The sequence below is a fragment of the Pseudomonas gessardii genome, assembly GCF_001983165.1.
Classification (GTDB): Bacteria; Pseudomonadota; Gammaproteobacteria; order Pseudomonadales; family Pseudomonadaceae; genus Aquipseudomonas; species Aquipseudomonas gessardii.
The window spans coordinates 279,921-302,261 of record NZ_MNPU01000001.1 but is presented as its reverse complement, the minus strand read 5'-3'; the positions used below and the strand labels follow the sequence as shown (position 1 = coordinate 302,261).

At 63.1% G+C, this 22,341-nt stretch carries 14 protein-coding genes; 4 read left to right on the top strand and 10 right to left on the bottom strand.

Translation table 11 applies throughout. The annotated features are described in order from the left end of the window. Window positions 1-43 precede the first annotated feature (43 nt). A complete protein-coding gene (locus tag BLL38_RS01260) occupies window positions 44-934 on the bottom strand; it encodes a DMT family transporter (protein WP_076960945.1) in 891 nt (296 codons plus the stop codon). A 131-nt stretch (window positions 935-1,065) separates the two neighbouring features. Between BLL38_RS01260 and BLL38_RS01255 the strand changes: the two genes are divergently transcribed. Further along, on the top strand, window positions 1,066-1,509 hold the full coding sequence (locus BLL38_RS01255; RefSeq protein WP_076960944.1) for an Lrp/AsnC family transcriptional regulator: 444 nt from the start codon (window positions 1,066-1,068) through the stop codon (window positions 1,507-1,509). 42 nt (window positions 1,510-1,551) lie between these two features. Here the strand turns inward: BLL38_RS01255 and BLL38_RS01250 are convergent, their stop codons facing one another. Then, window positions 1,552-2,097, bottom strand: coding sequence for a hypothetical protein (locus BLL38_RS01250; RefSeq protein WP_076960943.1), 546 nt, complete (start codon window positions 2,095-2,097; stop codon window positions 1,552-1,554). Window positions 2,098-2,472: 375 nt separating this feature from the next. Here BLL38_RS01250 and BLL38_RS01245 point away from each other — a divergent pair, with 375 nt between their 5' ends. Together BLL38_RS01245 and BLL38_RS01240 are read left to right on the top strand one after the other, a co-directional pair. Next, window positions 2,473-3,882, top strand: a complete 1,410-nt coding sequence (locus BLL38_RS01245; RefSeq protein WP_076960942.1) for a circularly permuted type 2 ATP-grasp protein — start codon at window positions 2,473-2,475, stop codon at window positions 3,880-3,882. Window positions 3,883-3,884: 2 nt separating this feature from the next. After that, the gene (locus BLL38_RS01240) at window positions 3,885-4,835 is read left to right on the top strand and encodes an alpha-E domain-containing protein (protein WP_076960941.1); all 951 of its coding nucleotides are present in this window, start codon (window positions 3,885-3,887) and stop codon (window positions 4,833-4,835) included. 572 nt (window positions 4,836-5,407) lie between these two features. Here the strand turns inward: BLL38_RS01240 and BLL38_RS01235 are convergent. Both BLL38_RS01235 and BLL38_RS01230 read right to left on the bottom strand, forming a co-directional pair. Beyond that, a complete protein-coding gene (locus tag BLL38_RS01235) occupies window positions 5,408-7,660 on the bottom strand; it encodes an ATP-dependent DNA helicase (RefSeq protein ID WP_076960940.1) in 2,253 nt (750 codons plus the stop codon). Continuing rightward, window positions 7,657-9,306, bottom strand: coding sequence for a VRR-NUC domain-containing protein (locus BLL38_RS01230; protein ID WP_076960939.1), 1,650 nt, complete (start codon window positions 9,304-9,306; stop codon window positions 7,657-7,659). The genes BLL38_RS01235 and BLL38_RS01230 overlap by 4 nt, the downstream gene beginning before the upstream one ends. Before the next feature lie 188 nt (window positions 9,307-9,494). Between BLL38_RS01230 and BLL38_RS01225 the strand changes: the two genes are divergently transcribed. Then, window positions 9,495-9,719: a YgdI/YgdR family lipoprotein gene (locus BLL38_RS01225; protein ID WP_076960938.1), complete on the top strand. Its 225-nt coding sequence runs from the start codon at window positions 9,495-9,497 to the stop codon at window positions 9,717-9,719. 44 nt (window positions 9,720-9,763) lie between these two features. On the opposite strand, the gene BLL38_RS01220 is transcribed toward BLL38_RS01225, so the two are convergent. The 6 genes from BLL38_RS01220 to BLL38_RS01195 form a co-directional block, all read right to left on the bottom strand. Next, a complete protein-coding gene (locus tag BLL38_RS01220; RefSeq protein ID WP_076960937.1) occupies window positions 9,764-11,611 on the bottom strand; it encodes a polyurethane esterase in 1,848 nt (615 codons plus the stop codon). Window positions 11,612-11,721: 110 nt separating this feature from the next. Continuing rightward, on the bottom strand, window positions 11,722-14,799 hold the full coding sequence (locus BLL38_RS01215; RefSeq protein WP_076961140.1) for an autotransporter outer membrane beta-barrel domain-containing protein: 3,078 nt from the start codon (window positions 14,797-14,799) through the stop codon (window positions 11,722-11,724). Window positions 14,800-14,884: 85 nt separating this feature from the next. After that, complete coding sequence (gene eprS, locus BLL38_RS01210; protein ID WP_076960936.1) at window positions 14,885-17,809, bottom strand: autotransporter serine peptidase EprS; 2,925 nt, start codon at window positions 17,807-17,809, stop codon at window positions 14,885-14,887. A gap of 92 nt (window positions 17,810-17,901) precedes the next feature. Continuing rightward, complete coding sequence (locus BLL38_RS01205) at window positions 17,902-19,239, bottom strand: TolC family outer membrane protein (protein WP_076960935.1); 1,338 nt, start codon at window positions 19,237-19,239, stop codon at window positions 17,902-17,904. Between the two features lie 2 nt (window positions 19,240-19,241). Beyond that, window positions 19,242-20,564 carry an HlyD family type I secretion periplasmic adaptor subunit gene (locus BLL38_RS01200; protein WP_076960934.1) on the bottom strand — a complete coding sequence of 441 codons (1,323 nt, stop codon included), beginning with the start codon at window positions 20,562-20,564 and terminating at the stop codon, window positions 19,242-19,244. Continuing rightward, the gene (locus BLL38_RS01195) at window positions 20,561-22,312 is read right to left on the bottom strand and encodes a type I secretion system permease/ATPase (RefSeq protein WP_076960933.1); all 1,752 of its coding nucleotides are present in this window, start codon (window positions 22,310-22,312) and stop codon (window positions 20,561-20,563) included. Before BLL38_RS01195 ends, BLL38_RS01200 begins: the two co-directional genes overlap by 4 nt. Between the last annotated feature and the right edge of the window lie 29 nt (window positions 22,313-22,341).

The following is a 22,341-nucleotide window of genomic DNA, read 5'->3' as shown; positions in this document are numbered from 1 at the left end:
ATAGCGCACCGGTGCAGGTGCAGTTGAACAGCTTGCTCTATCATTAAGGCAAAATGCTATTAGACCGCCACCACCAACCCCGCTGCAACCCCGCCGCGGCCAGCAGAATCGCCGCAACCCCCAGCCACTGTACCCAGCCCAAGCGATGCCCGTAGGCCATCCAGTCAACCAGGATCGCCGCAATCGGGTAGATAAAGGACAGCGCCCCGGTCAAGGCCGTCGGCAGCTTTTGAATCGCGCCATAGAGCAGCACATACATCAATCCCGTATGCACCACGCCCAGTGTCAACAGCACCGCCCAGGCATCGACGGGCGCCGACAGGCTGTGCCATGACACCAACGGCACCAGCAGCACCGCACCGGTACTTACTTGGATCAGCGCCAGCAGATGGGGCGGCACGGCCTTCAGGCGCTTGATAATCAACGCAGCGACGGCATACAACAAGGCTGCGCCTGATGCCTGCGCCACACCCCATAGGTACTGAGCCCCGCCGGCCTGCTGCTCGCCATGGGCGGTGACAATCGCGAGCATGCCGACGAAGGCCACGCTCAACCAGGCCAGCTTCTGCACGGTGATTTTCTCGCCCAGAAACAGCGCCGCGAGCAGCACCAGCATAAAGGGTTGAACGTTATAGACGGCGGTGCTGATCGCAATCGACGCCTTGGCATAGGAGGCAAACAGCAACAGCCAGTTACCGACGATCGCCACGCCACTCAACATGGCCCAGCCAAGTGTCGAGCCGTTCAACCAAGTGCTACGCAAATACCCTAGCCACCAGCACACTAGCAACAGGGTCAAGGCGCCGATGACGCAACGCCAGAACACCACTTCGATGACCGGCACGCCAGACACCAGTACAAACCAGCCAATGGTGCCGGAGATCAGCATGGCGCCGACCATTTCCCACGACCCGCGACGTATGGATGTGTCCATGATTAAGCTCCTCGAATGAGGCTAAATTATGGCAATCTGCATCAATCCGCCTCCAGCGCCTGAAAAAGGCCGAAGGTGGTTACTGCCTATTCTTTTTAGGCAAAACAGCAGGTTTCCCTAAGGAGCCAAGGATGATTGACATTATCGACCAACAACTGATCGCCGCCCTGATGGACGACTCGCGCTGCTCGCTCAAGACCCTGGCGGGTATTACTGGTCTGTCCTCGCCCAGCGTTGGCGAACGCTTGAGGCGCCTGGAGGAGCGCGGGGTGCTCAAGGGCTATACCGTGGACATCGACCCGAAACACTTTGGCTATTTGCTGCAAGCCATCGTGCGCATCCGCCCCCTGCCCGGCCAATTGCAGGAAGTGGAGCGGCAGATCCAGGCGATCCCGGAGTTTACCGAGTGCGACAAGGTCACCGGCGACGACTGCTTTATCGCACGGCTGCACGTACGCACCATGGACCAGCTGGACACCTTGCTTGACCGTCTCAACGCCTATGCCGAGACCAACACCGCCATCGTCAAGAAAACCCCGCTCAAGCGTCGGTTACCGCCATTGGATGGCGCTTAGATCCGGGGGGCTTCGTTGCCCGAAGTCTCTGCTGATCAAGGCTCACGCCCCGGGGTTGTCCACCTGGATATAAAATGCAAACACCGCCAGCAGCATCCAGAACACCGTGAACAACCACGGTGTGCGCACCGAGAACAGCAATGACTTGCGATAGCCCTTGTGCGACGACTCGGTCTCGCAGAACAGCGGCGATTCATCGTAGGCCAGGCCCATCACCGGCTCACTGCGCAACAATTCGCTCTGCTTGAAGTGCCAGTGATCAATGATGTCGTAGGCCGCCCGGATGCCCGGCCAGGCATTGAGCGAACTGAACACGCCCAGCATCGCCAGCAGCAGTGGCACCACCAGGGTAAACAGCTTGCCCCACTCGGGGTTGAGGTTGCCCATACACGACACAAAGGCGATCACCAAAAACGACTGCGCCGTCAGGTAGGCATCGGTGCGGTTGGCGAGGATGGTGGTTTCGTACTGGATTTCCCGGCGGTAGAAATCCAGCCGGTCCTTGGGTGAGCCGAAGATCTTGGCATTGTGTTCGCTGTGGTCGGTCAGCGCCGACTCCGGGCTTTGCGGGGAGATGATCCTGGGCACAATCGGTGATCCTTACGGTGCGTAATCCCGTTAGAAGAGCCGGTGGTGCGCGAAGTTCAGGCCAATCACCCGCACCGTTATGGCGCCAATACTGCACCGTTCGCGCACCGCACTTGTGCAGGCCGGCCCAGTAACAGGCTGACATACCGTGTAACCCCTATAAACGCGGTTCCGGCACAGCCATTGCTTTACTCCTGTAACCGCCTGCCTGCCCAGGTGAACACAGGAGCAACTGTTACCCCCCGACTCAGAGCCGACTCCAAAAGAAAGTAAGGACCCGGTCCGTTGGCGCCAAAAGCCACGGGCTTATAACAATGCGTTTTCTAAAGCGGCAGTGCCTGTCGCGTTTGCCCAGGCATTGACAAGGTAATTGGAATGGCTCGATCTTTCTTTGATGAAATGCATGACGCACAGGGTGTATGCCGTGCGCACTACCAGGAATTTTCCCGCTGGCTGGCCAACACCCCGCCGGAGCTGCTGGCCCAGCGCCGCCGTGAGGCCGACCTGCTGTTCCATCGCGCCGGGATCACCTTCACCCTGTACGGTGACGAGCAAGACACCGAGCGCCTGATCCCTTTCGATATCATCCCGCGCAGCATCCCCGCCAGTGAGTGGAGCCTGATCGAACGCGGCTGTATCCAGCGGGTCAATGCGCTGAACATGTTCCTCGCCGATATCTACCACGACCAGCGCATTATCAAGGCCGGGATCATTCCCGCCGATCAAGTCCTCGGCAATGAAGGCTATCAGAAGGCCATGGTCGGCCTGGACCTGCACCGCCACATCTACTCCCACATTTCCGGCGTCGACCTGGTGCGCGATGGCGATGGCACCTACTACGTCCTCGAAGACAACCTACGCACACCCAGCGGCGTGAGCTACATGCTCGAAGACCGCAAGATGATGATGCGCCTGTTCCCGGAGGTGTTTGCCAAGCAGCGCATCGCGCCGGTGGATCACTACCCCAACCTGCTGCTCAAGACCCTGAAAAGCGCCAGCCGCCTGGACAACCCCAATGTGGTGGTGCTGACCCCGGGGCGTTTTAACAGCGCGTTTTTCGAGCACGCGTTCCTGGCCCGGGAAATGGGGGTGGAACTGGTCGAAGGGGCCGACCTGTTCGTGCACGACCTCAAGGTGTTCATGCGCACCACCGATGGCCCGAAAGCCGTGGATGTGATCTACCGGCGCATCGACGACGCCTTTCTCGACCCCCAGGCCTTCAACCCCGAATCCATGCTCGGCGTACCGGGCCTGGTGGCCGCCTACTGCGCCGGCAACGTGGTACTGGCCAATGCCATCGGCACCGGCGTGGCCGACGACAAATCCATCTACCCCTATGTGCCGCAGATGATCCGTTTCTACCTGGATGAAGAACCGGTGTTGCAAAACGTGCCGACATTCCAGTGCCGCAAGCCGGACGAACTGTCCCACGTACTGGCGCACTTGCCCGATCTGGTGGTCAAGGAAACCCAGGGCTCTGGCGGCTACGGCATGCTGGTGGGCCCGGCCGCTTCGGCGGCGCAGATCGAGGACTTCCGCCAACGCATCAAGGCCCGGCCCCATGCCTATATCGCCCAGCCGACCCTGAGCCTGTCCACCTGCCCGACCTTTGTCGAAAACGGCATTGCCCCACGGCATATCGACCTGCGCCCGTTCGTGCTGTCGGGCAAGGAGACGCGCCTGGTGCCGGGTGGCCTGACCCGGGTGGCGCTGCGTGAAGGCTCATTGATCGTCAACTCGTCGCAAGGCGGCGGAACCAAGGACACCTGGGTGGTGGAGGGCTGAGTATGCTGAGTAGAACCGCCGCAGATCTGTATTGGATGTCGCGCTACCTGGAGCGCGCGGAAAACCTGGCGCGCATGCTGGAGGTCAGCTATTCGCTGTCGCTGATGCCACACGCCGGGCGCAGCGATGGCCTGGACGAACTGGCGATGTCGCTGCTCAGCAGTGGCACCCTGGACAGCTATCTGGAGCGCCATCAACAACTGGACGCCGAGCGCATGCTGCATTTTTTTGCCCTCGACGAAGAAAACCCCGCCAGTATCTACAACTGCCTGCGCGCCGCCCGAGGCAATGCCCATGCCGTGCGTGGGCGGATCACCGCCGACATGTGGGAAAACCTCAACGCCACCTGGCTGGAAATGCGCAGCATCGCCGCCGGCGGCCTGGCGCGCCATGGCATCAGCCACTTCTGTGACTGGGTCAAGCAGCGCTCCCACCTGTTCCGTGGCGCCACGTCCGGCACCATCATGCGCAACGATGCCTATCGTTTTATCCGCCTGGGCACCTTTGTCGAGCGTGCCGACAACACCTTGCGCCTGCTGGATGCGCGTTATGAAATGTTTGGTGAAGAGTCCGAAGAAGTCAGCGACCTGTCCGCCCGTGGCTACTACCAGTGGAGCGCCCTGCTGCGGGCCTTGTCGTCATTCGAGGCCTACACCGAGCTGTACCCCAATGCGCTGAATGCACGTTCGGTGTCGGAGCTGCTGCTGTTGCGCAGCGATGTGCCGCGTTCGTTGCATGCGTGTGTCGAGGAGTTGAGCCATATTCTCGCCGACCTGCCGGGCAGCTACGGCCGCACGGCCCAGCGCCTGGCGGCGGAGTTTGAAGCGCGGCTGCGCTACACCGGTATCGACGAGATCCTCGAAGAAGGCCTGCACAGCCGGCTGACCGAGTTTATCGACACCGTGCGCGAACTGGCACGGGCGATCCACAGCTCGTACCTGGAGGTGGTGTAAGCCCCCATCCCCTCTGTGGGAGCGGGCATAGGTATCTACACAACTTTCTTTTGGGGATGAGTACATATCCATTGCTGCGGTAACGGCCACTTAGGGTTCCGCCCTGACGGCGGCTCACTTTTGAAAAGCGCAAAAGTAAGCAAAACGCTCTTGCCCCACCACTCGGCACCTCGCCTAGGCTCGGTGTGCCCGTCATCCGACATTGATTTGGGGGGCCGCCGCGATGGGCCATCCATGGCCCAGCGCGGCTAAACCGGCGTCCTGCCGGTTTACCCCCCAAATCAATATCGGATGACGGCCAGCGTGGTTTAACGGGGCGCCTAAGATCAAAATCACAAGCAAAGCGAGGCGGCCTAACAGCCGACCTGATCCTTGAAGCGTGCGCGTACCCCTGTGGGAGCGGGCTTGCCCGCGATGGCGGTGTATCAGTCAATAAATACGTTGGCTGACCGGCCGCCATTGCAGCAATGGATATGTACACAGACCGAGAAGATAGTTGTGTAGATACCTATGGCTATCGCGGGCAACCCGCTCCCACAGAAATGCCAACAACCGGGCAAGGGGCAAATACCTCAGGTCACCGACCACCAGCGCGGCAGCAACGGCCGCACGTTGGGTTCGGCAAAGCGGTCATCGATCAGCATCACCACCCCCTGGTCCTGCTGGGTGCGAATCACCCGGCCGGCCGCCTGCACCACTTTCTGGATCCCGGGATACAGGTAGGTGTAGTCATACCCCGCACCGAAGATCGCGCCCATGCGCAGCTTCATCTGCTCGTTGACCGGATTGAGCTGCGCCAGGCCCAGGGTGGCGATAAAGGCCCCGATCAGGCGCGCGCCGGGCAAATCGATACCCTCGCCGAACGCCCCGCCCAGCACCGCAAACCCCACGCCCTGGCTGTGCTGGGTGAACTGCTCAAGGAAGGCCTGGCGCTCGGCCTCGGTCATGCCCCGTGATTGATGCCAGGTGGCAATCGACGGATGCCGTTCGGCCAGCAGTTGGGCCACTTGTTGCTGGTAATCGAAGCTGCTGAAAAACGCCAGGTAGTTGCCCGGCGCACGCTCAAACTGCTCGGCGATCAACGCGACGATAGGCGCCAGGGACGCCTGGCGATGCACAAAGCGCGTGGAGATGCGGTTGATGATGCGCACCTGCAACTGCGCGGCCGCAAAGGGCGATTCCACGTCGACCCACGCGGTGTCCGCCGGCAGGCCCAGCAGGTCGGCATAGTAATGCCGGGGGCTCAGGGTCGCGGAAAACAGCACGCTGCTGCGGGCCGCCGTCAAGCGGGGGCGGATAAATTCGGCCGGCACCACATTGCGCAGGCTCAAGCGGGAGAAGCGGCGCTTGGCCAGCGGGTCGCGCTGGCTGATATCAAAAATAAACTGTTCGTTGAACAGCTCCGCCACCTTGGCAAACTGCAAGGCCTCGAAGTAAAAGCCTTGCAGCTCGCCCGTAAGTGCCTGCGGGTGGTCGTTGAAATACTCGCCCATGGCGCGGGTGCACAGGGCCAGGGCCTGCAACAGCTTGTCCGGTTTGCTGGCATAGGCCTGGTATGCCGTGACCTGCTCCTTGTGCAGCGCATTCCACTCGCGGTTGAGCCGCTGCAACGGTTTTTGCAACGGTTCGGGGGCGGTGTCGCGCAAGGTCTTCAGGGCAAATTGATCAAGGTCAGCGCTGTACATTGCCCGGCCCCGCTCCACCAGGTTATGGGCTTCGTCCACCAGCACCGCGACCCGCCACTGGTTGAGTTGGGCCAGGCCAAACAGCAGCGCGCCAAAGTCGAAGTAATAGTTGTAGTCGGCGACCACCATGTCGCACCAGCGCGCCATTTCCTGGCTCAGGTAATAGGGGCACACCCCATGGGCCAGCGCCACTTCGCGCAAGTTGCGCTGGTCCAGCAGGCGGACCTTGGCCGCCGCTTCGCGCGCAGCCGGCAGGCGATCATAAAAGCCTTTGGCCAATGGGCACGAATCACCGTGACAGGCTTTGTCCAGGTGCTCGCAGGCCTTGTCCCGCGCCACCAGCTCCAGCACGCGCAATGGCAGGTCGGCGCTGGCGTGCAGCACCTGCACCGCATCCAGCGCCAGTTGGCGGCCAGGGGTCTTGGCCGTCAGAAAGTACAGCTTGTCCAACTGCTGCGGCGCCAGGGCCTTGAGCATCGGGAACACCGTGCCAATGGTTTTACCGATCCCCGTGGGCGCCTGCGCCATCAGGCAGCGCCCGGTACTGACGGCCTTGTACACCGATTCGGCGAGGCTGCGCTGGCCCAGGCGAAAGCCCGCGTGGGGAAAGGCCAGGGCCGTGGCGGCGGCATCGCGGGCCTGGCGCTGTTGCGCCTGCTGCTCGGCCCAGCCGAGAAACAACGCACATTGCCGCTTGAAGAACCGCTCCAGCTCATCTGCGGGGCACACCTGGCTGATCACGGTTTCGCGCTCGCTGACAATATCGAAATACACCAGCGCCAGGTCTATTTGCGACAGGCCCAGCTGGCTGCACATCAGCCAGCCGTAGACCTTGGCCTGGGCCCAGTGCAGTTGCCGGTGGTTGGCCGGTTGGGCATCCAGGTCGCCACGGTAGGTCTTGACCTCTTCCAGCACCGTGCGATCCGGGTCATAACCATCGGCACGGCCGCGCACGGTCAGTTGTTGGTAGTGCCCTTCCAGGGCTACTTCGCTCTGGTAGTTCGTGCTGCGGCGGGAGACCACGGTACGATGGCCGAGCATGCCTTCCTGGGCACTGGGCGACGGCGTAAACCGCAGGTCGAGATCACCGACCTTGGCCGTGAACTCGCACAAGGCCCGTACGGCGACGGTGTAGCTCAAGCGCCCTGCTCCGCCCAGCGCACATAACAGACGGTGACCGGCATCTGGTGCTCTGCACAGAACGCCAGCCAGCGCAGTTGGTTGTCCTGCAGGCGATCACCGGGGCCTTTGACTTCGATCATGCGGTAGGTTTTTTGCGCCGGCCAGAACTGGATCAGGTCCGGCATCCCGGCACGATTGGCGCGGATATCCAGCAACAGCCGGTCGAACCAGTGCCGCAGGTGCGCGGCGGGCAGGCAATCGAGGGCCTGGTCCAGCAGTGCTTCGCTCAACCCATTCCAGAACACAAAGGGCGACTGGATCCCCCATTTTTCGGCGTAGCGCTGGCGGATCGTGGTTTTGTAGCGCTGGTCGTGCAATTGCTCCAGGCAGGCGGCAAACAACTCGGCACGGCGCTGCGGGAAGTCCTCGCTGTGCAAATCCACCGGCCCGCGCTGGAACGGGTGGAAGAACGAACCGGGCAACGGCGCGAAGATCGCCGGCCAGCACAACAGCCCGAACAGCGAGTTGATCAGGGTGTTCTCGACGTAGTGCACCGGCCCATCGTCATCCCCCAGGTGCGCCTGCACGCACAGCTCCACAGCGGTCACGGGCTGCGGGAATGGCAGCTCCAGGTCCAGGCGCTGGATCAGCGGGGGCTTGGCCTTGGGCTGCACCGGCTCGCCCAGCTTGCGCCGCAACCGGGGCAAAACCCGTAACAGGTGCTGCTGCTCAGCCGCGCTTTGCGGGGCGGCCTGGGCCTCCAGGGCCAGGCCCAGTGCCTGGGCGAAATCCTCCTGGCGTTCCAGCACCCGAATCAGCCGTGCGCGAGCGCCGGGGTAGGCGCAATCGCGGTAGATCACCTCGGCCAGGTCCAGTTCGGCAAGCCGTTCACAGTGCAGGCCGACCTGGAACAGCAGCTTGGCCCGGCGCTTTTCCAGCCAGGGGTTATCGGTGTTCAACGTGGCAATCTGCGCCAGCACCTCCTCCAGCGGTTCACCGGCCTCGAAGGCCTGCTGGCATTGGTGCAGGAACAGCAGGCCATGCACATCGTCACGATGGCGCAGGCCACGGGACTCGGTGCAAAACTCGACCTTCTCGTAGGTGTAGATCCCCAGGTCCGCCAACACAAACTCCGACCAGTCCTGGTGCAGATTGCCGAAGAACATCAGGCGCAGGCGATCACACAGGTCCATTACCGTGAGGCTGTACAGCCGGTCCTCCAGGTGCGGGCACCACTGGGCAAATGTCTGCGGCTCGGTAAATTGGCTCGATAAACCGGGCAGCCAATCGGATTTCTTGCCCCTGGGCTGCTCGATCCAGGGCTTGAACGCCTGCAGCACCTCGCCTTTTTGCAACTGCCCCCACACCTCGTCCAGCGACAACAGGCCCTGCTCGCTGACCCAACCCTGTTCCAGCAGTGGCCGCACGGCAGCCTCGGCCGCGCCGATCTCGACGTAGTTGAGCTTGCTGGCCCGAAAATGTACGCCCTTGCGCATGACCATGCGCACCAGCAGCGCCTGGGCCGGCTGCGGCACCTGGGCGAACTGCGTCATAAAACGCTGCTCTTGCGCATCGAGCACATCGGCATAGCGCTGCCCCAGCCAGTCGAGCACTTGCTGGAAGTTATGCAGGTAGTAAAACGGGTCTTCGAGGGGATTGGACATGACAGGCACTTGGATAACTACTGGTTATGCATACAGATTGCCGTTGCCAGGCCCACGTTGCAATCGCTAATAGATCAGTGGCGCACGCAACTTTTTGCATAAAAATGATCAGATGGGGGTGGATCCGCGTAACATTTGATGCCCCCAGCCGTTGAGCACGGGGTTTTCGCAGAATGAGAGTAAGGGTTATGAACATGAAGAACTGGGGCCTGCCGCTGGCTGTATTGACGTTTCTGGCATTGGCCGGCTGCTCGACGCCGACCGTCGTGACCTTGCAGAACGGTACTCAGTACCTGACCACTGACACGCCGAATGCCAAGACGCCGGATGGTTTCTACGAATTCACCGATATCGCCGGCAAGCGCGTGCGGGTCAAGGCGGCGGATGTCGCGACCGTACGCAAGGAAGATTGACCGATGACCTGCAGGAGCCGGCCTGGCGGCTCCTGCAGATTATTTCAGGCGATAACCAGCGCCTCCGCCGACAGGCTGCCAAGCCCTACCCCCACCAACGTCACCGAATTATCGCCGAACGTCAGCAGCGTATCGCTGCCCACCGCCTTGGCATGGTCGAGGTAGTTGTACTGCCCGTTCACCCCCGCTACCCCCATGAACACCAGCTTGTCCGTCGACTGGAAGCCCAGGATCCGGTCCTGGCCAAAGTCGCCGTCGAACAGGAAGGTATTGCGCCCGCCGCCCGCTTCCAGCAGATCATTGCCGGCCCCGCCCACCAGGACATCGTTGCCTTTGCCGCCGATCAGGTGGTCATTACCGTCCAGGCCAAACAACCACTGCCCGCCATCGCCGGCCTTGAGCGCATTGGCGCCGGCATCGCCCTTGAGCGACGCGGCGTAGGCCGTCAGGTCGCGGCCCGCCAGCAGGCCCTGGTCGGTCACGCTGTGGGTCACGTCCTTGCTAAACAGCAACAGATAGCTTTCCTTGCTCACTATCGCGCCCATATCGCGGGTCATGCTGATGCCGCCTTGGCCGTCGCGGATGTACAGGGTGCCTGCGCCATCGTTGGCCACCTCAACGTTTTTCAGCGACTGCTGCAAGTCCAGGGTATTGAACCCCTTGCCGCCCAGCAGGATGTTGTAGCCACCGCCATCACGGAAGGTATCGTTGCCGGCCCGGCCTTCCAGGTAGTCATTGCCCCGCCCGCCCTGGATCAGGTCATTGCCGTCGCTGCCGATAATAAACGTGCTGCCCTTGTGGGCTTCGGCGTTGCGGTTGAGGTCCTGGACCCAGGTAGTGGCGCGAGCCGGGTCGGACAGGTTGGCGACGATGATCGTCGAATCACGGCTGGTCAGGTCATAGAACGACGATTCAAGGATGCGGCCCATGCCATCGCCATAGCCCGTGGGTAAATGGGAGATCCACGTCGGCAGGTTGAGGATGGAAAACGGCAGGATGTTCCACAGCGTCGAGGCGTAGTGGTCGTTGAAGCTGACGATATTATCGGCGCTGGAGGCATGGGGTTGGTCGTGTACCCCAAGGGACGACAGGTTGAACGAGGAACCATCGAGGGCTCGATAAACCGGGTCGTTTTCATAGCCGATGTTCAACACCTTGTCGCCGCTGCTCTGGGTCGGCGAGGCATAGGCCACGTAGTTGGCGTCCTGGTAGAAGCCCGCCCAGGTGGTGTTGCTCAAGTCCGCCATGCTGTTGACTGCCAGGCCACCGAGGCTATGGCCGCTGACCAGCACATCCTGGCCGCTCAGCCCCTGTGCGCTGGCATACGCGGCGACTTTGCCCAGCAGGGTGCCAAACGCTTGGCCCGCGTAGTTTTTTGCATAGTCCGCAGGGCCGAAAGCAGCCAGCAGGTCGTTGACCACATCGCCAATGGAGTCGAGGATCAGGTTCTCCCTGGGCCCTGAAGTGCCACGGAAGGCGATGCCGATTTCCTGCAGTTTGCCGGCGTCGTCATATTTACCCAGGACTTCCACCTGGGCACTGGTATAGCCAGCCTTCTCACCAAAAAATGTACCCCGCGCATCGACCTTGCCACCGTAGTCGAGGGTGCTGGCGCTGATGGGGGTCCAGCCGGCCTTTTGCACGGCGTCGAGGGCGGCCTTTTCCGAGTCGGGGTTCCACGGGATGCCGGGAATCACGCCTTGGGCGTCGGTGCTGCCAATCAATGCCTGTACCAGGGTGGCCGGCAAGCCCAGGCCGAAGCCGTTTTGCTGATAACCCACGGCAAAGCCGTTATCCAGGTTGTGGTAGGAATACAACGTGATCGCCATGGCATCGGCGAACAGTGCCTTGGAGTCCTCGGTGGTGAGGTTTTTGTAGTCATAGACACCCATGGTATTGCCTCTCTTTTGTTGGAATTGTCGAGAAAGCCAAAACAGTTGGAATGCTGTTGCTGTGGGAGCGACCCGACAGGCCCGCTCCCACACATTTGGAGCTTCAGCGTTTAAAAGGCCCAGTCGAGGTTCAAGCCCACGCCGTGGATTTTCTCCTTGCTGGCCAGCAGGCCGTTGTAGTCAAAGTTCACCCGCGCGTCCTTGGTCAGCGCCAGGCTGGCCCGTGCGCCCACCAGGGCGGCATCGCGCACCATCGGCGAGCTTTCCACGGCAAACGCGGTGCCGCCCGAGGCAAACGCCAGGTGGCGCTCGGAATCGGTGGCGCTGAGGTTGTGCTGCCAGCCCAGGGTGCCGGAAACGTCCAGGGCTTGATGGTCGGTGAGGTTGAAGGTCTTCAAGGCGCGCACGCCGAGGGTGCTGAGCACCAGGTCGCGGGTGTCATCGCCGCCCTTGAGCGCTGCGGCGTCGCCTTTCTCGCTGAACCCATCGCTGTCCAGGTGCACATAGGCCAGGTTGGCGAACGGCTCCAGCGCCAGCGCTTGCAGGTTCAGGCGGTAAGCCGCTTCGCTGAAGAGCTGGGTGCTGCGGGCATCGACCTTGGCTTTCTGCTTGCCGGCGACTTCGCCGTATTGCAGATCGCGCTTCACATCGGCGCGATGCCAGCTGTAGGTCGCGCCGCCGCTCAAACGCCAGGCGCCGATTTCGTGGCCGGCATAGGCGCCAAAGTGGTAGCTGTCCACCGAGGCCCGCGAATGGGTGCCATCGCCCATGTTCAGCGAGGTATCGCTGTAGCCGGCGACCAGGCCCAGGCGCGTGTCTTCGTCCAGTGCACCGTCCACACCCGCCAGCAGGCCGCCGATGGAGGTGGTGTAGCCCGCCGTATCGCTGGCGCTGTCGGTTTTACCCCAGGCGCCAAGGGCCTTGACCCAGACGTTGCCGCGCGTGTCGATGGTTTGTGGCGAGGTGCCCATTTCACCCTGTTGCAGGCGCTCGCCCACCGCTTCACGCAGGTAGCGGTTGTCATTGACCAACGCGGTTTCCAGGGCCGGGTAGATTTCCCCCGACAACTGTTGGAACGCCCCTTGCGCCGAGGCCGCACTCGGTGCCAGCAGCAGGCTCTCATACACCCCGTTACCCGCGCCCAATTGCTCGGCGGCGGCCGCCACGGCGCGCTGGTTATCGGTCGCGGCGACGCTGGCGAAGCTGTTGGCCGTGCGCGCCACATCCAGCTGCACGCCGTTGGCGCCATAGTTCAGGTTGCCACCGACAAACAGGTAATTGGGCAGGACCGAGGCGAAACTGCCTGTAATGCCCCCGGCCGCCTGCAGGATGTTGTACTGGCGGCCGATCAGGCTTTGCGCTTCAGGCTGGCTGAGCAAGGTCGGGCTGTTTTCCAGGGCCAGGGTCACGGTGCCGCCGTTGAGGGTCGCCTTGCCACCGGCGACGATGCGGTCGCTGCTGGTGTTGGACAGCTCTACCGCATAGGTGGAACCGGCGTCGAAGTTGACATCCCCGGCCACATTCAAGGTGCCGATGGAGTTGCCTGGCGCCACCGTACCGCCGCTTTGCGCGGTCAGCGCACCGATGCTGCCGGAACCGCCCAATACCCCGCGATTACTTACCGTGACCGCCGAGGTCAATGAACCATTGACCGCCAACAGGCCTTGATTGACCAGGGTTGGCCCGCTGTAGGTGTTATTGCCGGTGAGCACCAGCGTCCCGATGCCCTGCTTGGTCAGGCCGCCGTGACCGGCGATATCGTTGCTCCACACATCCCGCCCGCAGTGCACATCGGTGCACAGGCGCTGGGTGGGTTTGCCCGCGTCGACCACCGCCCCAACCCCCGGCAAGTCCGCGACAAACTGGCCGCTGCCATAGCCACCGTCGATGCGAAACTCGGCCGGGATATCCTCGGCGGTGATAAACATCCCAGGCCCGTTGACGGCCTTGCCCAGGTTGATCATGCCCCAGCCGTACAGCGAGTCGATACCCGCAGCGCCCAGGTCGGTGGCGGTGGTCTTGAGCAGTGTGGAGATCTGCTCGCCGTTCATATACGCGAAACGCTCCATCAACACAGCAGCGGCGCCTGCCACATGGGGCGCGGCCATGGACGTGCCGTTCTTGTTGTTCCAGCCCAGGGTCATGTCTTCGACGGTGGTGCCGACCATCACCGCACTGTAAATCGCGGTGCCCGGTGCCGACACGCAGAGGCTCGCGGCATAACCGCAGCGCGAGGAAAAGGTACTGATCACATAGGGGTTGGGGCTATTGGCGTCCGGGTTGCGCTGCAACGCCGCCACCGACAGCCAATTGGGCGCGATCTCGGGCACAAAGTACGCCAGGCCGGAAATCGCATCGGGGTTGTTCAGGTTGTAGTCGTTGCCAGCGGCAAAGATCGTCAGCACCCCGCTGCGCGCTGCATTGATCGCACCCGAATAGGCACCGCCTGCGGCCGTGCCCAACAACGGTTTGATCTGGTCGAACTGGGCTTGCGCTTGACTGAGGCCAAAATGCGGGAACGCCGGATCCTTGCCGCCCTTGGCATACTGGTCGCCAATGCCGATGCCCCAGCTGTTGTTGATGATGCGCGCACCATTGGCTACCAGGCTGTCCCAGCCGGCCTGGTACACCGCGCCGTCGTTGCCGAGGATGATCCCGTCTTCCGGGCCCGGGTCGCCGTTCTCGGCGCTGAGGATCTGGGCGTCATAGGCCACGCCATGCATCGGCCCGCCGTTGCGATCGCCTGCGGCAGTGCCGCCGACATGGGTGCCGTGATCGCCGATCTTGCCGTTGGAGCCCTTGGACGGTGTACCGTCATAGCGAAACGCATCGCCGGCCTTCACCGGGATATACGGGTCGGTGTATTGGCGGATCCCTTCGGTGACCAGGGTCTGCACCTTGCCGGGGCTGGAGAACTCCGGGTGCAGGGCGTACACCGGCTGGTCGAAGATCCCCAGCTTCACCCCCTTGCCGCTGTAGCCGGCGGCATAGGCCACATCGGCGTTGATCGCCCCCAGGCCCCAGTCGGCCTTGAATTCAGTGCTGCGCCAACTGGCAACATCCCCCAACTTGCCGGTTTCCACGTAGGGTGCGGCCTGGGCGGTTCCCAGGCTGGCCAGGCAACACAGCAACGCGCCGTATGGCACGCGGCTCAGGGCCTTGAGCGGGTAGCCCGGGCCTGTTGGGATGGCGGAGTGAAACCCTCGTTGTTTTACGTTCACGGTGACCTTCCTTAGTTTTGTTGCGTTTGTTGTTCTTTTTGTTGGCGCCGACTCAGAACTGCCAGTCGAGGCTCAGGCCCACGCCTTGGTTCTTTTCCTTTGAACCCAGTTGCCCGTTGTAATCGAGGTTGACCCGTGTGGCCTGGCTCAGCGCCAGGCTGGCCTTCAAGCCCAGCAACGCCGCATCGCGCTGCAACGGGGTGCTGCGCACGGCAAACGACGGGCCGCCCGCGACAAAGGCCAGGTGTTCCTCGGACTCCACTGGCGACAGGCTGTGCTGCCAGCCCAGGGAACCGGAAAGCTCCAGTTGCTGGTGCTCATTGAGAGGCAGGTTTTTCAGGGCGCGCAGGCCCAGGGTGCCGAGGGTGGCGTCACGGCGATCGCTGCCACGCTGCAACGCCGCGCCATCGCCTGTTTCGTGGAAGCGTTCGCTGTCCAGGTGCACATAGGCCAGGTTGGCGAAAGGCTCCAGGGCCACGGCTTGCAGGTTCAGGCGGTAGGCGGCCTCGGTGAACACCTGCACGCTGCGGGCATCCAGCTTGGCTTTTTGCTTGGCGCTGACTTGGCCGTATTGCAGGTCGCGCTGCACATCGCCGCGATGCCAGCTGTAGGCGCCGCCCGCGCTGATGCGCCAGTGGCCCAATTCACGCCCGGCATAAGTGCCCAGGTGGTAGCTGTCGACATCCGCCGACGAGTGCGTGCCATCGCCCATGTTCAGCGAGCTGTTGCTGTAGCCCGCCAGCACGCCGACGCGGGTCTGGTCGTCCCACTGGCCATCGACACCGGCCAGCATGCCGCCGACGGAACGGGTGGAACCGGCATATTCGCTGCGGCTGTCGGCCTTGCCCCAGGCACCGAGGGCCTTGACCCAGAGGTTGCTTTCGCCCGTGGCGGGCACATGGCGCAGGCGCTCACCGACGGCATCGCGCACATGCCGGCTGTCATTGATCAACAGCGCACCAACCGCCGGGTAGATCTCGCCAGACAGCTGCTGGAAGGCCTGGCGGGCCACCCCTGCAGAGTCGCTACCCAGCACGCTTTCATACACCGGGTTGCCGGCGCCCAGTTGCTCGGCCGCGGCGGCCACGGCGCGCTGATTGCGCGTTGCCGCGACGCTGGCAAAGCTCGCGTCATTGCGCGCGATAGCCAGTTGCACGCCGTTGGCCGCGTAGTCGAGGTTGCCGCCAAGGAACAGGTAGTTGGGCAGTACCGCGCCAAAGCTGCCGGTGATCCCGCCCGCCGCTTGCAGGATGTTGTACTGGCGGCCAAGCAGGCTTTGCGCCTGGGGCTGGCTGAGCAGGCTCGGGCTGTTTTCCAGGGCCAGGGTCACCGTGCCGCCGTTGAGGGTGGCCTTGCCGCCCGCGACGATACGGTCGCTGCTGGCGTTCGACAGCTCCACCGCATAGGTGGAACCAGCGTCAAAGCGCACATCCCCGGCCACGTTCAAGGTGCCGATGGAATTGCCCGGCGCGACCAGGCTGCCGCTATTGGCCTGCAATGCGCCGATGCGCCCGGAGCCGCCCAAGGTGCCACCGGCATTCACCGTGACCGCCGAGGTCAGCGAGCCATCGACCTTCAACACGCCGCCATTGACTGTGGTCGGGCCGCGATAAGTGCTGTCGCCGCTGAGCACCAGGCTGCCGGCGCCGGACTTGATCAGGCTGCCCTGGTAAATACGCTGGGCCGCCGCCGCATCCCGGGCCATGCCCACCGCATAGTCGGTCTGCTCCTGCTGGCTGGCACCGGCGCGAAGCCCCTGTTCCCAGCCCTTGTCCTTGAGGGTCTGCTGCCAGGCCAGGTGCTCGGCAGTGTCTTCGGCCTGGCGCTGCAGCAGCGCCTGGTCGGAGATGCCATTGCTCCACACATCGCCCTGCCCGGCCGCCAGGTTGACGTCCATGGCCCCCAGCAACTGCCCCGGGCCATGCATCGCCCGGCCGAGATCCGGCACGCCCCAGCCAACCTTGGCGGTCGGCGCGACGGTCAGTGAACCGTCCAGCTGCGTGGCCGTCGTCAGCAACACCTGCAAGGCCTGCTCGTTGTTCAAGTATGGGTAGCGCTCCATCACCAGCGCCAGGGCGCCCGTGGCATGGGGCGCCGACATCGAGGTGCCGGACTTGACCCCATAGCCGCCGCCGGGAATGGTGCTGTCAATCAGCGCACCAGGGGTGGAAATGCACCAGTACTTGGCGATGCCGCACTGGTTGTATCTCTGGTTATTGGCCTTGTCCAGGCCCGACACCGCCAGCCAGTGGCCTTCCAACTCAGGTTCAAAGTACGGCAAGGCCGAACGGACGCTGGCATTGGCATAACCGCTGTTGCCGGCGCTGAACACATTGATCACCCCGGCCCGGGCCACATCGGCGGCCGCGTCCAGCCAGGTGCCCTGGTTGAAGTGTTGCGCGTAGGCCGCGTGCAGGCCGGCCAGGGTCTGGTAGCTGACATCCTTGGGCTGGCTGCCCCAACTGTTATTGATCGCACGCACCCCGGAATCGACCATGGCGTTGTACACCGCCTTGAAATACCTGGGGTCGGGCGTCGGGCCAAACAGGAAGCTGTCGTTGGCGTTGGTGTTGCCTACATACAGTTGCGCGTTATACGCCACGCCATGCATCCCCGCGCCGTCACGCGCAGCGGCCATGGTGCCGGTGACGTGGGTGCCGTGGGAATCGTTGTTAGGGTTCAGCGCACCAGTGGTGGAAAACGGGCTGCCATCCCCATAAGTGCCGCTGGCGGTCACCGGGTGGAAGCGCTGCGGGGAGGCCTCCGGGTGGCTGGCATCGAAGCCCGAGTCCAGCGCGCCGATCTTCACCCCGGCCCCGCTGATCCCCGCGGCATAGGCCTGATCGGCTTGCATGCGCCCCAGGCCCCAATCCCTTTGATACTCCGCCGAGCGCCAACTGGCGGGGTCGCCCAGCTTGCCGGTTTCCACATAGGGCGCAGCCTGGACGGTGCCCAGGCTGGCCAGCCCACACAACATGGCGCAGTGATAGCCTCGGTGTTTTGCGTTCACGGATCCTTCCTCTTTTTATTGTGTTTGTTACCCCCCTGTAGGCGCTGGCGCCTACAGGGTCAGCGTTGGGCCGGGCCGAAGGCTTCATCGACCTTGGCCAGGTCGGTGTCACGCAAGTTGCCCGCGTAGTAATGCAATTTGGTCCAGGCCATCAGGTAGTCGTAACGGGCCTGGGCCAGGTCGCGACGGGTGCTGTACAGCTGCTGTTCGGCGTTGAGAGCGTCGAGGTTGACGCGCTCGCCGCCGAGGATGCTTTGCTTGGTCGACACCACCAGCGCTTCGGCGGAGGCCAGGGCCTTTTGATAGGCGCGCAGCTTGCTCACCCCCGACAGGCAGGCGCTGAACTGGCGCCGCAGTTCGATCAGGGTCTCGCGGGTCTTGCCCTCCAGTTCATACTCGGCCTGTTCCATGGAACGACTGGCCTGGCGGGTAGAGGCCGATACGCCGCCCCCGGCATACAGCGGCACACTGACTTCAATGCCGATGGTGTTGGTGTCGTAGCGCTGGTTGTAGGTGTTGCCGCTCTCAGATTCCTGCTTGCGCGAACTGGCGTACGCGCTGATGCGCGGCAAGTGCCCGGCACGGTTGCGCTCCACCTCGTAGCGCGCCACTTCCACGGCCTGGCGCTGGGAGGCCAGGCTCGGGTTGTTGGTCAACGCCAGTTCATGCCAGCTGTCGTAGTTGGCCGGTGTCAGGGTGAAGGCGGCAAAGTCCTGGTTCAGGGGGGCCAGGTCAGCGATATTGACGCTCTGCACACCGAGCAACGCCCCCAGTTCGCGCAGGGACGCATCCTGCTCGTCGAGGGCCTGGATCTCTTCGGCGGTGGCCAGCTCATAGCGGGATTCGGCCTCCAGAATGTCGGTGCGGGTGCCCTCGCCTCGCTGGAACAAATGCTGGTTCTGCTGGAACTGTTGCTCGAAGGCCTTCTTCTTCGCCCGGGCGATATCGATCTGGTCCTGGGCGAACAGGGCCTGGGTGTAATAGGTCAGCACCCGGACCAACAACGCCTGGCTCTTGTCGCGAAAGTTCTCGTCGGCAAACAGCGCCTGGGCCACGCCCTTGCGGTAGTTGGCATAGGCTTCGTAGTCGAACAGCGGCTGTTGCAGGGTGAAGGTCGAGCCGTAGCTGTTGTAGTTGCGGTCGTCGCGGTAGGTCCCGCCACGGTTGTCGGGCAAGGTGGCCTGGGAGTTGTTGCGGCCCTTGTTGTAGTTGTAGGACAGCCGGGGCAGCAGGCCGGCGCGGCCGATGGTGCGGTTTTCCAGGCCGGCGTCACGTTCCTTGATTGCGCCAAGGAACACCGGATCGTTACGCAGGGCCTGTTCATACACATCGAACGGGCCCATGGCGGCCTGGGCACTGCTGCAGGCGAGGAACAAGGCGATGAACACAGGCTTCATGCTCATTCCTCGGTCAACGCCGAGCCGGCACGGTCGAGCAGCGGCTTGAACAGGTAGTTGAGCAACGAGCGCTCGCCGGTACGCACAAACATCTCGGCGGGCATGCCCGGCTTGATCACCAGGCCCTGGAGTTGCTCCAGGGCGGCGTCGCTGACCGTGGTGCGCAGCACGTAGTACGGTGCCCCGGTTTTTTCATCGAGCAACTGGTCGGCAGAGATCAGGCTCACCTCCCCCGGCACCCGAGGCGTACGGCTCTGGTTGAAGGCGGTGAACAGAATATCGACCGGCAGATGGCTGCCCACCTTGTCCACCAGGTTGACCGGCAGGCGCCCTTCGACTTCCAGGCGCGTGTCCTGGGGCACGATTTCCAGCAGGGTTTCCCCGGCCCGCACCACGGCACCCTCGGTATGCACCCCGAGGTTGACCGCGATGCCATCGGCCGGCGCGTTGATTTCACTGTGTTGCAGGTCGAAGCCGGCGGAAGTCAGTTGCTGCTCCAGGGTCAGGCTGCGCAGTTGTGCGTCGGCCAACTGGCTGCGCACTTCCTTCTGGTATTCCTCGCTGTGCTGCTGCAACTTGAGGCGCGATTCGAGAATACCTTGCTCGATCCGCCCGCTTTCGCCGCTGTTCTGCGCCAGGTCCTGTTGCACCTGGGACAACTGGCGCTGGTACTCCAGCAGGCGGTTGCGCGGGATATAGCCGTTGTCGGCCAAGGGTTGCAGGTTGCTCAACTGGTCACGCAGGGATTGGGCCTGGGCGCTGAGGTCGGTGCGGGCGCGGCGCATGCCGTTGAGCTGGGCGCTGGCGCCTTCGATACTGGCGCGGATCCCGGATTGCTCGCGGGCAAAGGCATCGCGCCGGCTGCTGAACAGCTGGCGCTGGCCTTCAAGCACCAGGGCCAGGGCCGGATCGGGGGAGGTACTCAGCTCGGCGGGAAAGATCACCGCGGGCAAGCTGTCGCGCTCGCTCTGCCAGCGGGCGACGCTGGCCCAGGCCATGCGGTACTGGGCTTGCAGGGAGTGCACGTCGGCCTGGCTTTGGGTCTGGTCGAGGCGAAACAACGGCTGGCCCTGTTTCACCACCTCGCCTTCGCGCACCAGAATCCGGCTGACCACGCCAGGGCTTAAGGTTTGCACGGCCTTGCGCTTGCCGGACACCACCACCGTCCCCTGCACCGCAATGCCCTGGTCCAGCGGCGCCAGGCTGGCCCACAGGAAAAAGCCACCGGCACCGAGCACGGTCATCAACCAGCCCAGACGGGCAAAAAAGCGCGCATCGCGCTCGGGAAAGGTCTGCTCAAGAGGCAGGCTGTCATCGGTACTCATTGGCCTGGATTCCTTGCCGCAGGATATTGACGGTTCAAACTGACGCCGGCCTTTTCACGGGGTGGCTCCTGCGGGCCGGACAGTGCCCGCAGTACCTCCTGGCTGGGGCCAAACGCTTGCAGGCGGCCTTCGTTGAGCACCAGCAGCTTGTCGGCCTGGGCCAGGGCGGAAGAACGGTGGGTCACCAGGATCACGCTGGCGCCCTGGGCTTTCATCTGCATGATGGCACTGGCCAGGGCGGCCTCGCCCACGGTGTCGAGGTTGGAATTGGGTTCGTCGAGCACAATCAGGCGCGGCCCGCCATACAAGGCCCGGGCCAGGGCCACCCGTTGCTTCTGCCCGCCGGACAGGCCGCTGCCGTCATCGCCCAGGACCGTGTCGTAGCCGTGGGGCAAGCGCAGGATCAGGTCATGTACGCCGGCTTGCTGGGCGGCCTGCACGACCTGCTCGGGATCCGCCTGGCGAAAACGCGCAATGTTGTCGGCGATGCTGCCGCTGAACAGTTCGATGTCCTGGGGCAAGTAGCCGATATGGGGGCCGAGGTCGTCACGGTCCCAGCGATGGATATCGGCACCGTCCAGGCGCACCGTGCCGGCCAGGGTTGGCCAGACGCCCACCAGTACCCGCGCCAGGGTCGACTTGCCGGAGCCGGAGGCCCCCAATACCCCCAGCACTTCGCCGGCCGCCAGGTTGAAGCTGACCTGATGCAAGGTCGCCACCCGCCGCCCCGGTGGGCCGGCACTGACCTGCTCGAAACTCACCTGGCCCTTGGGCGCCGGCAATGCCATGGCCTGGGCCCCGGGCGGGAATTCCTGCAACAGCTCATCCAGGCGTTGATAGGCCAGCTTGGCCGAGCTCCATTGTTTCCACACCGCGATCAACTGGTCGATCGGGCTCAACACCCGGCCCATCAGGATGGTGCCGGCGATCATCATCCCGGCCGTCATCTGGCCCTTGATCACCAGCAAGGCGCCCAGCCCCAGCACCAGGGACTGCAGGAGCAGGCGCAGGGATTTGCTCAGGGAGCTGATCACCGAGCCGGTGTCACTGGCCTGGTTCTGCAAGCCGAGAAAGCGCGAATGCACCTGGAACCAGCGACTGCGCAGCGCCCCCAACATGCCCATGGCCTGGATGGTCTCGGCATTATGCAAGTGGCTGGTGGCCAATTGGGTGGACTGCTGGGAATAGCCACTGGCTTCGCGCAGCGGTTTTTTGGTCAGGTATTCGTTGAGGCATGCCAGGGCGATCAACAGCACCGCACCGGCCGTGGCCAACACCCCCAGCCACACGTTGAACAGGAAGATCACCAGCAGATAGATCGGAAACCACGGCGCATCAAAGAACGCAAACAGCGCCGGCCCCGTGAGGAACTGGCGGATATGGGTCAAATCCCCCAGGGATTGCCCGGCGTGGCCCTCGCCCCGTTGCAGGTTGCGCTCGAAGGCGGCCTTGTACACCTGCAGGTTGAAGCGCCGCTCCAACTGGCTGCCGATGCGGATCACAATAAAACTGCGCACCACTTCCAGGGTGCCGATAAAGGCAAAGAACCCCACCACCATCAGGGTTAGCATCACCAGGGTGGTTTCGTTCTGCGATGACAGGACCCGGTCATAGACTTGCAGCATATAAATGGATGGCACCAGCATCAGCAGGTTGATCAGCGCGGTGAAAAAACCGACGCTGATCAAGATACTTTTATAATCGCCAAGGGCTTTAAACAGCGGTGCAGCGGGAGTGGTCTTCGCCATGTTTCTTGATCTTCCCAGGGTTGGAATAC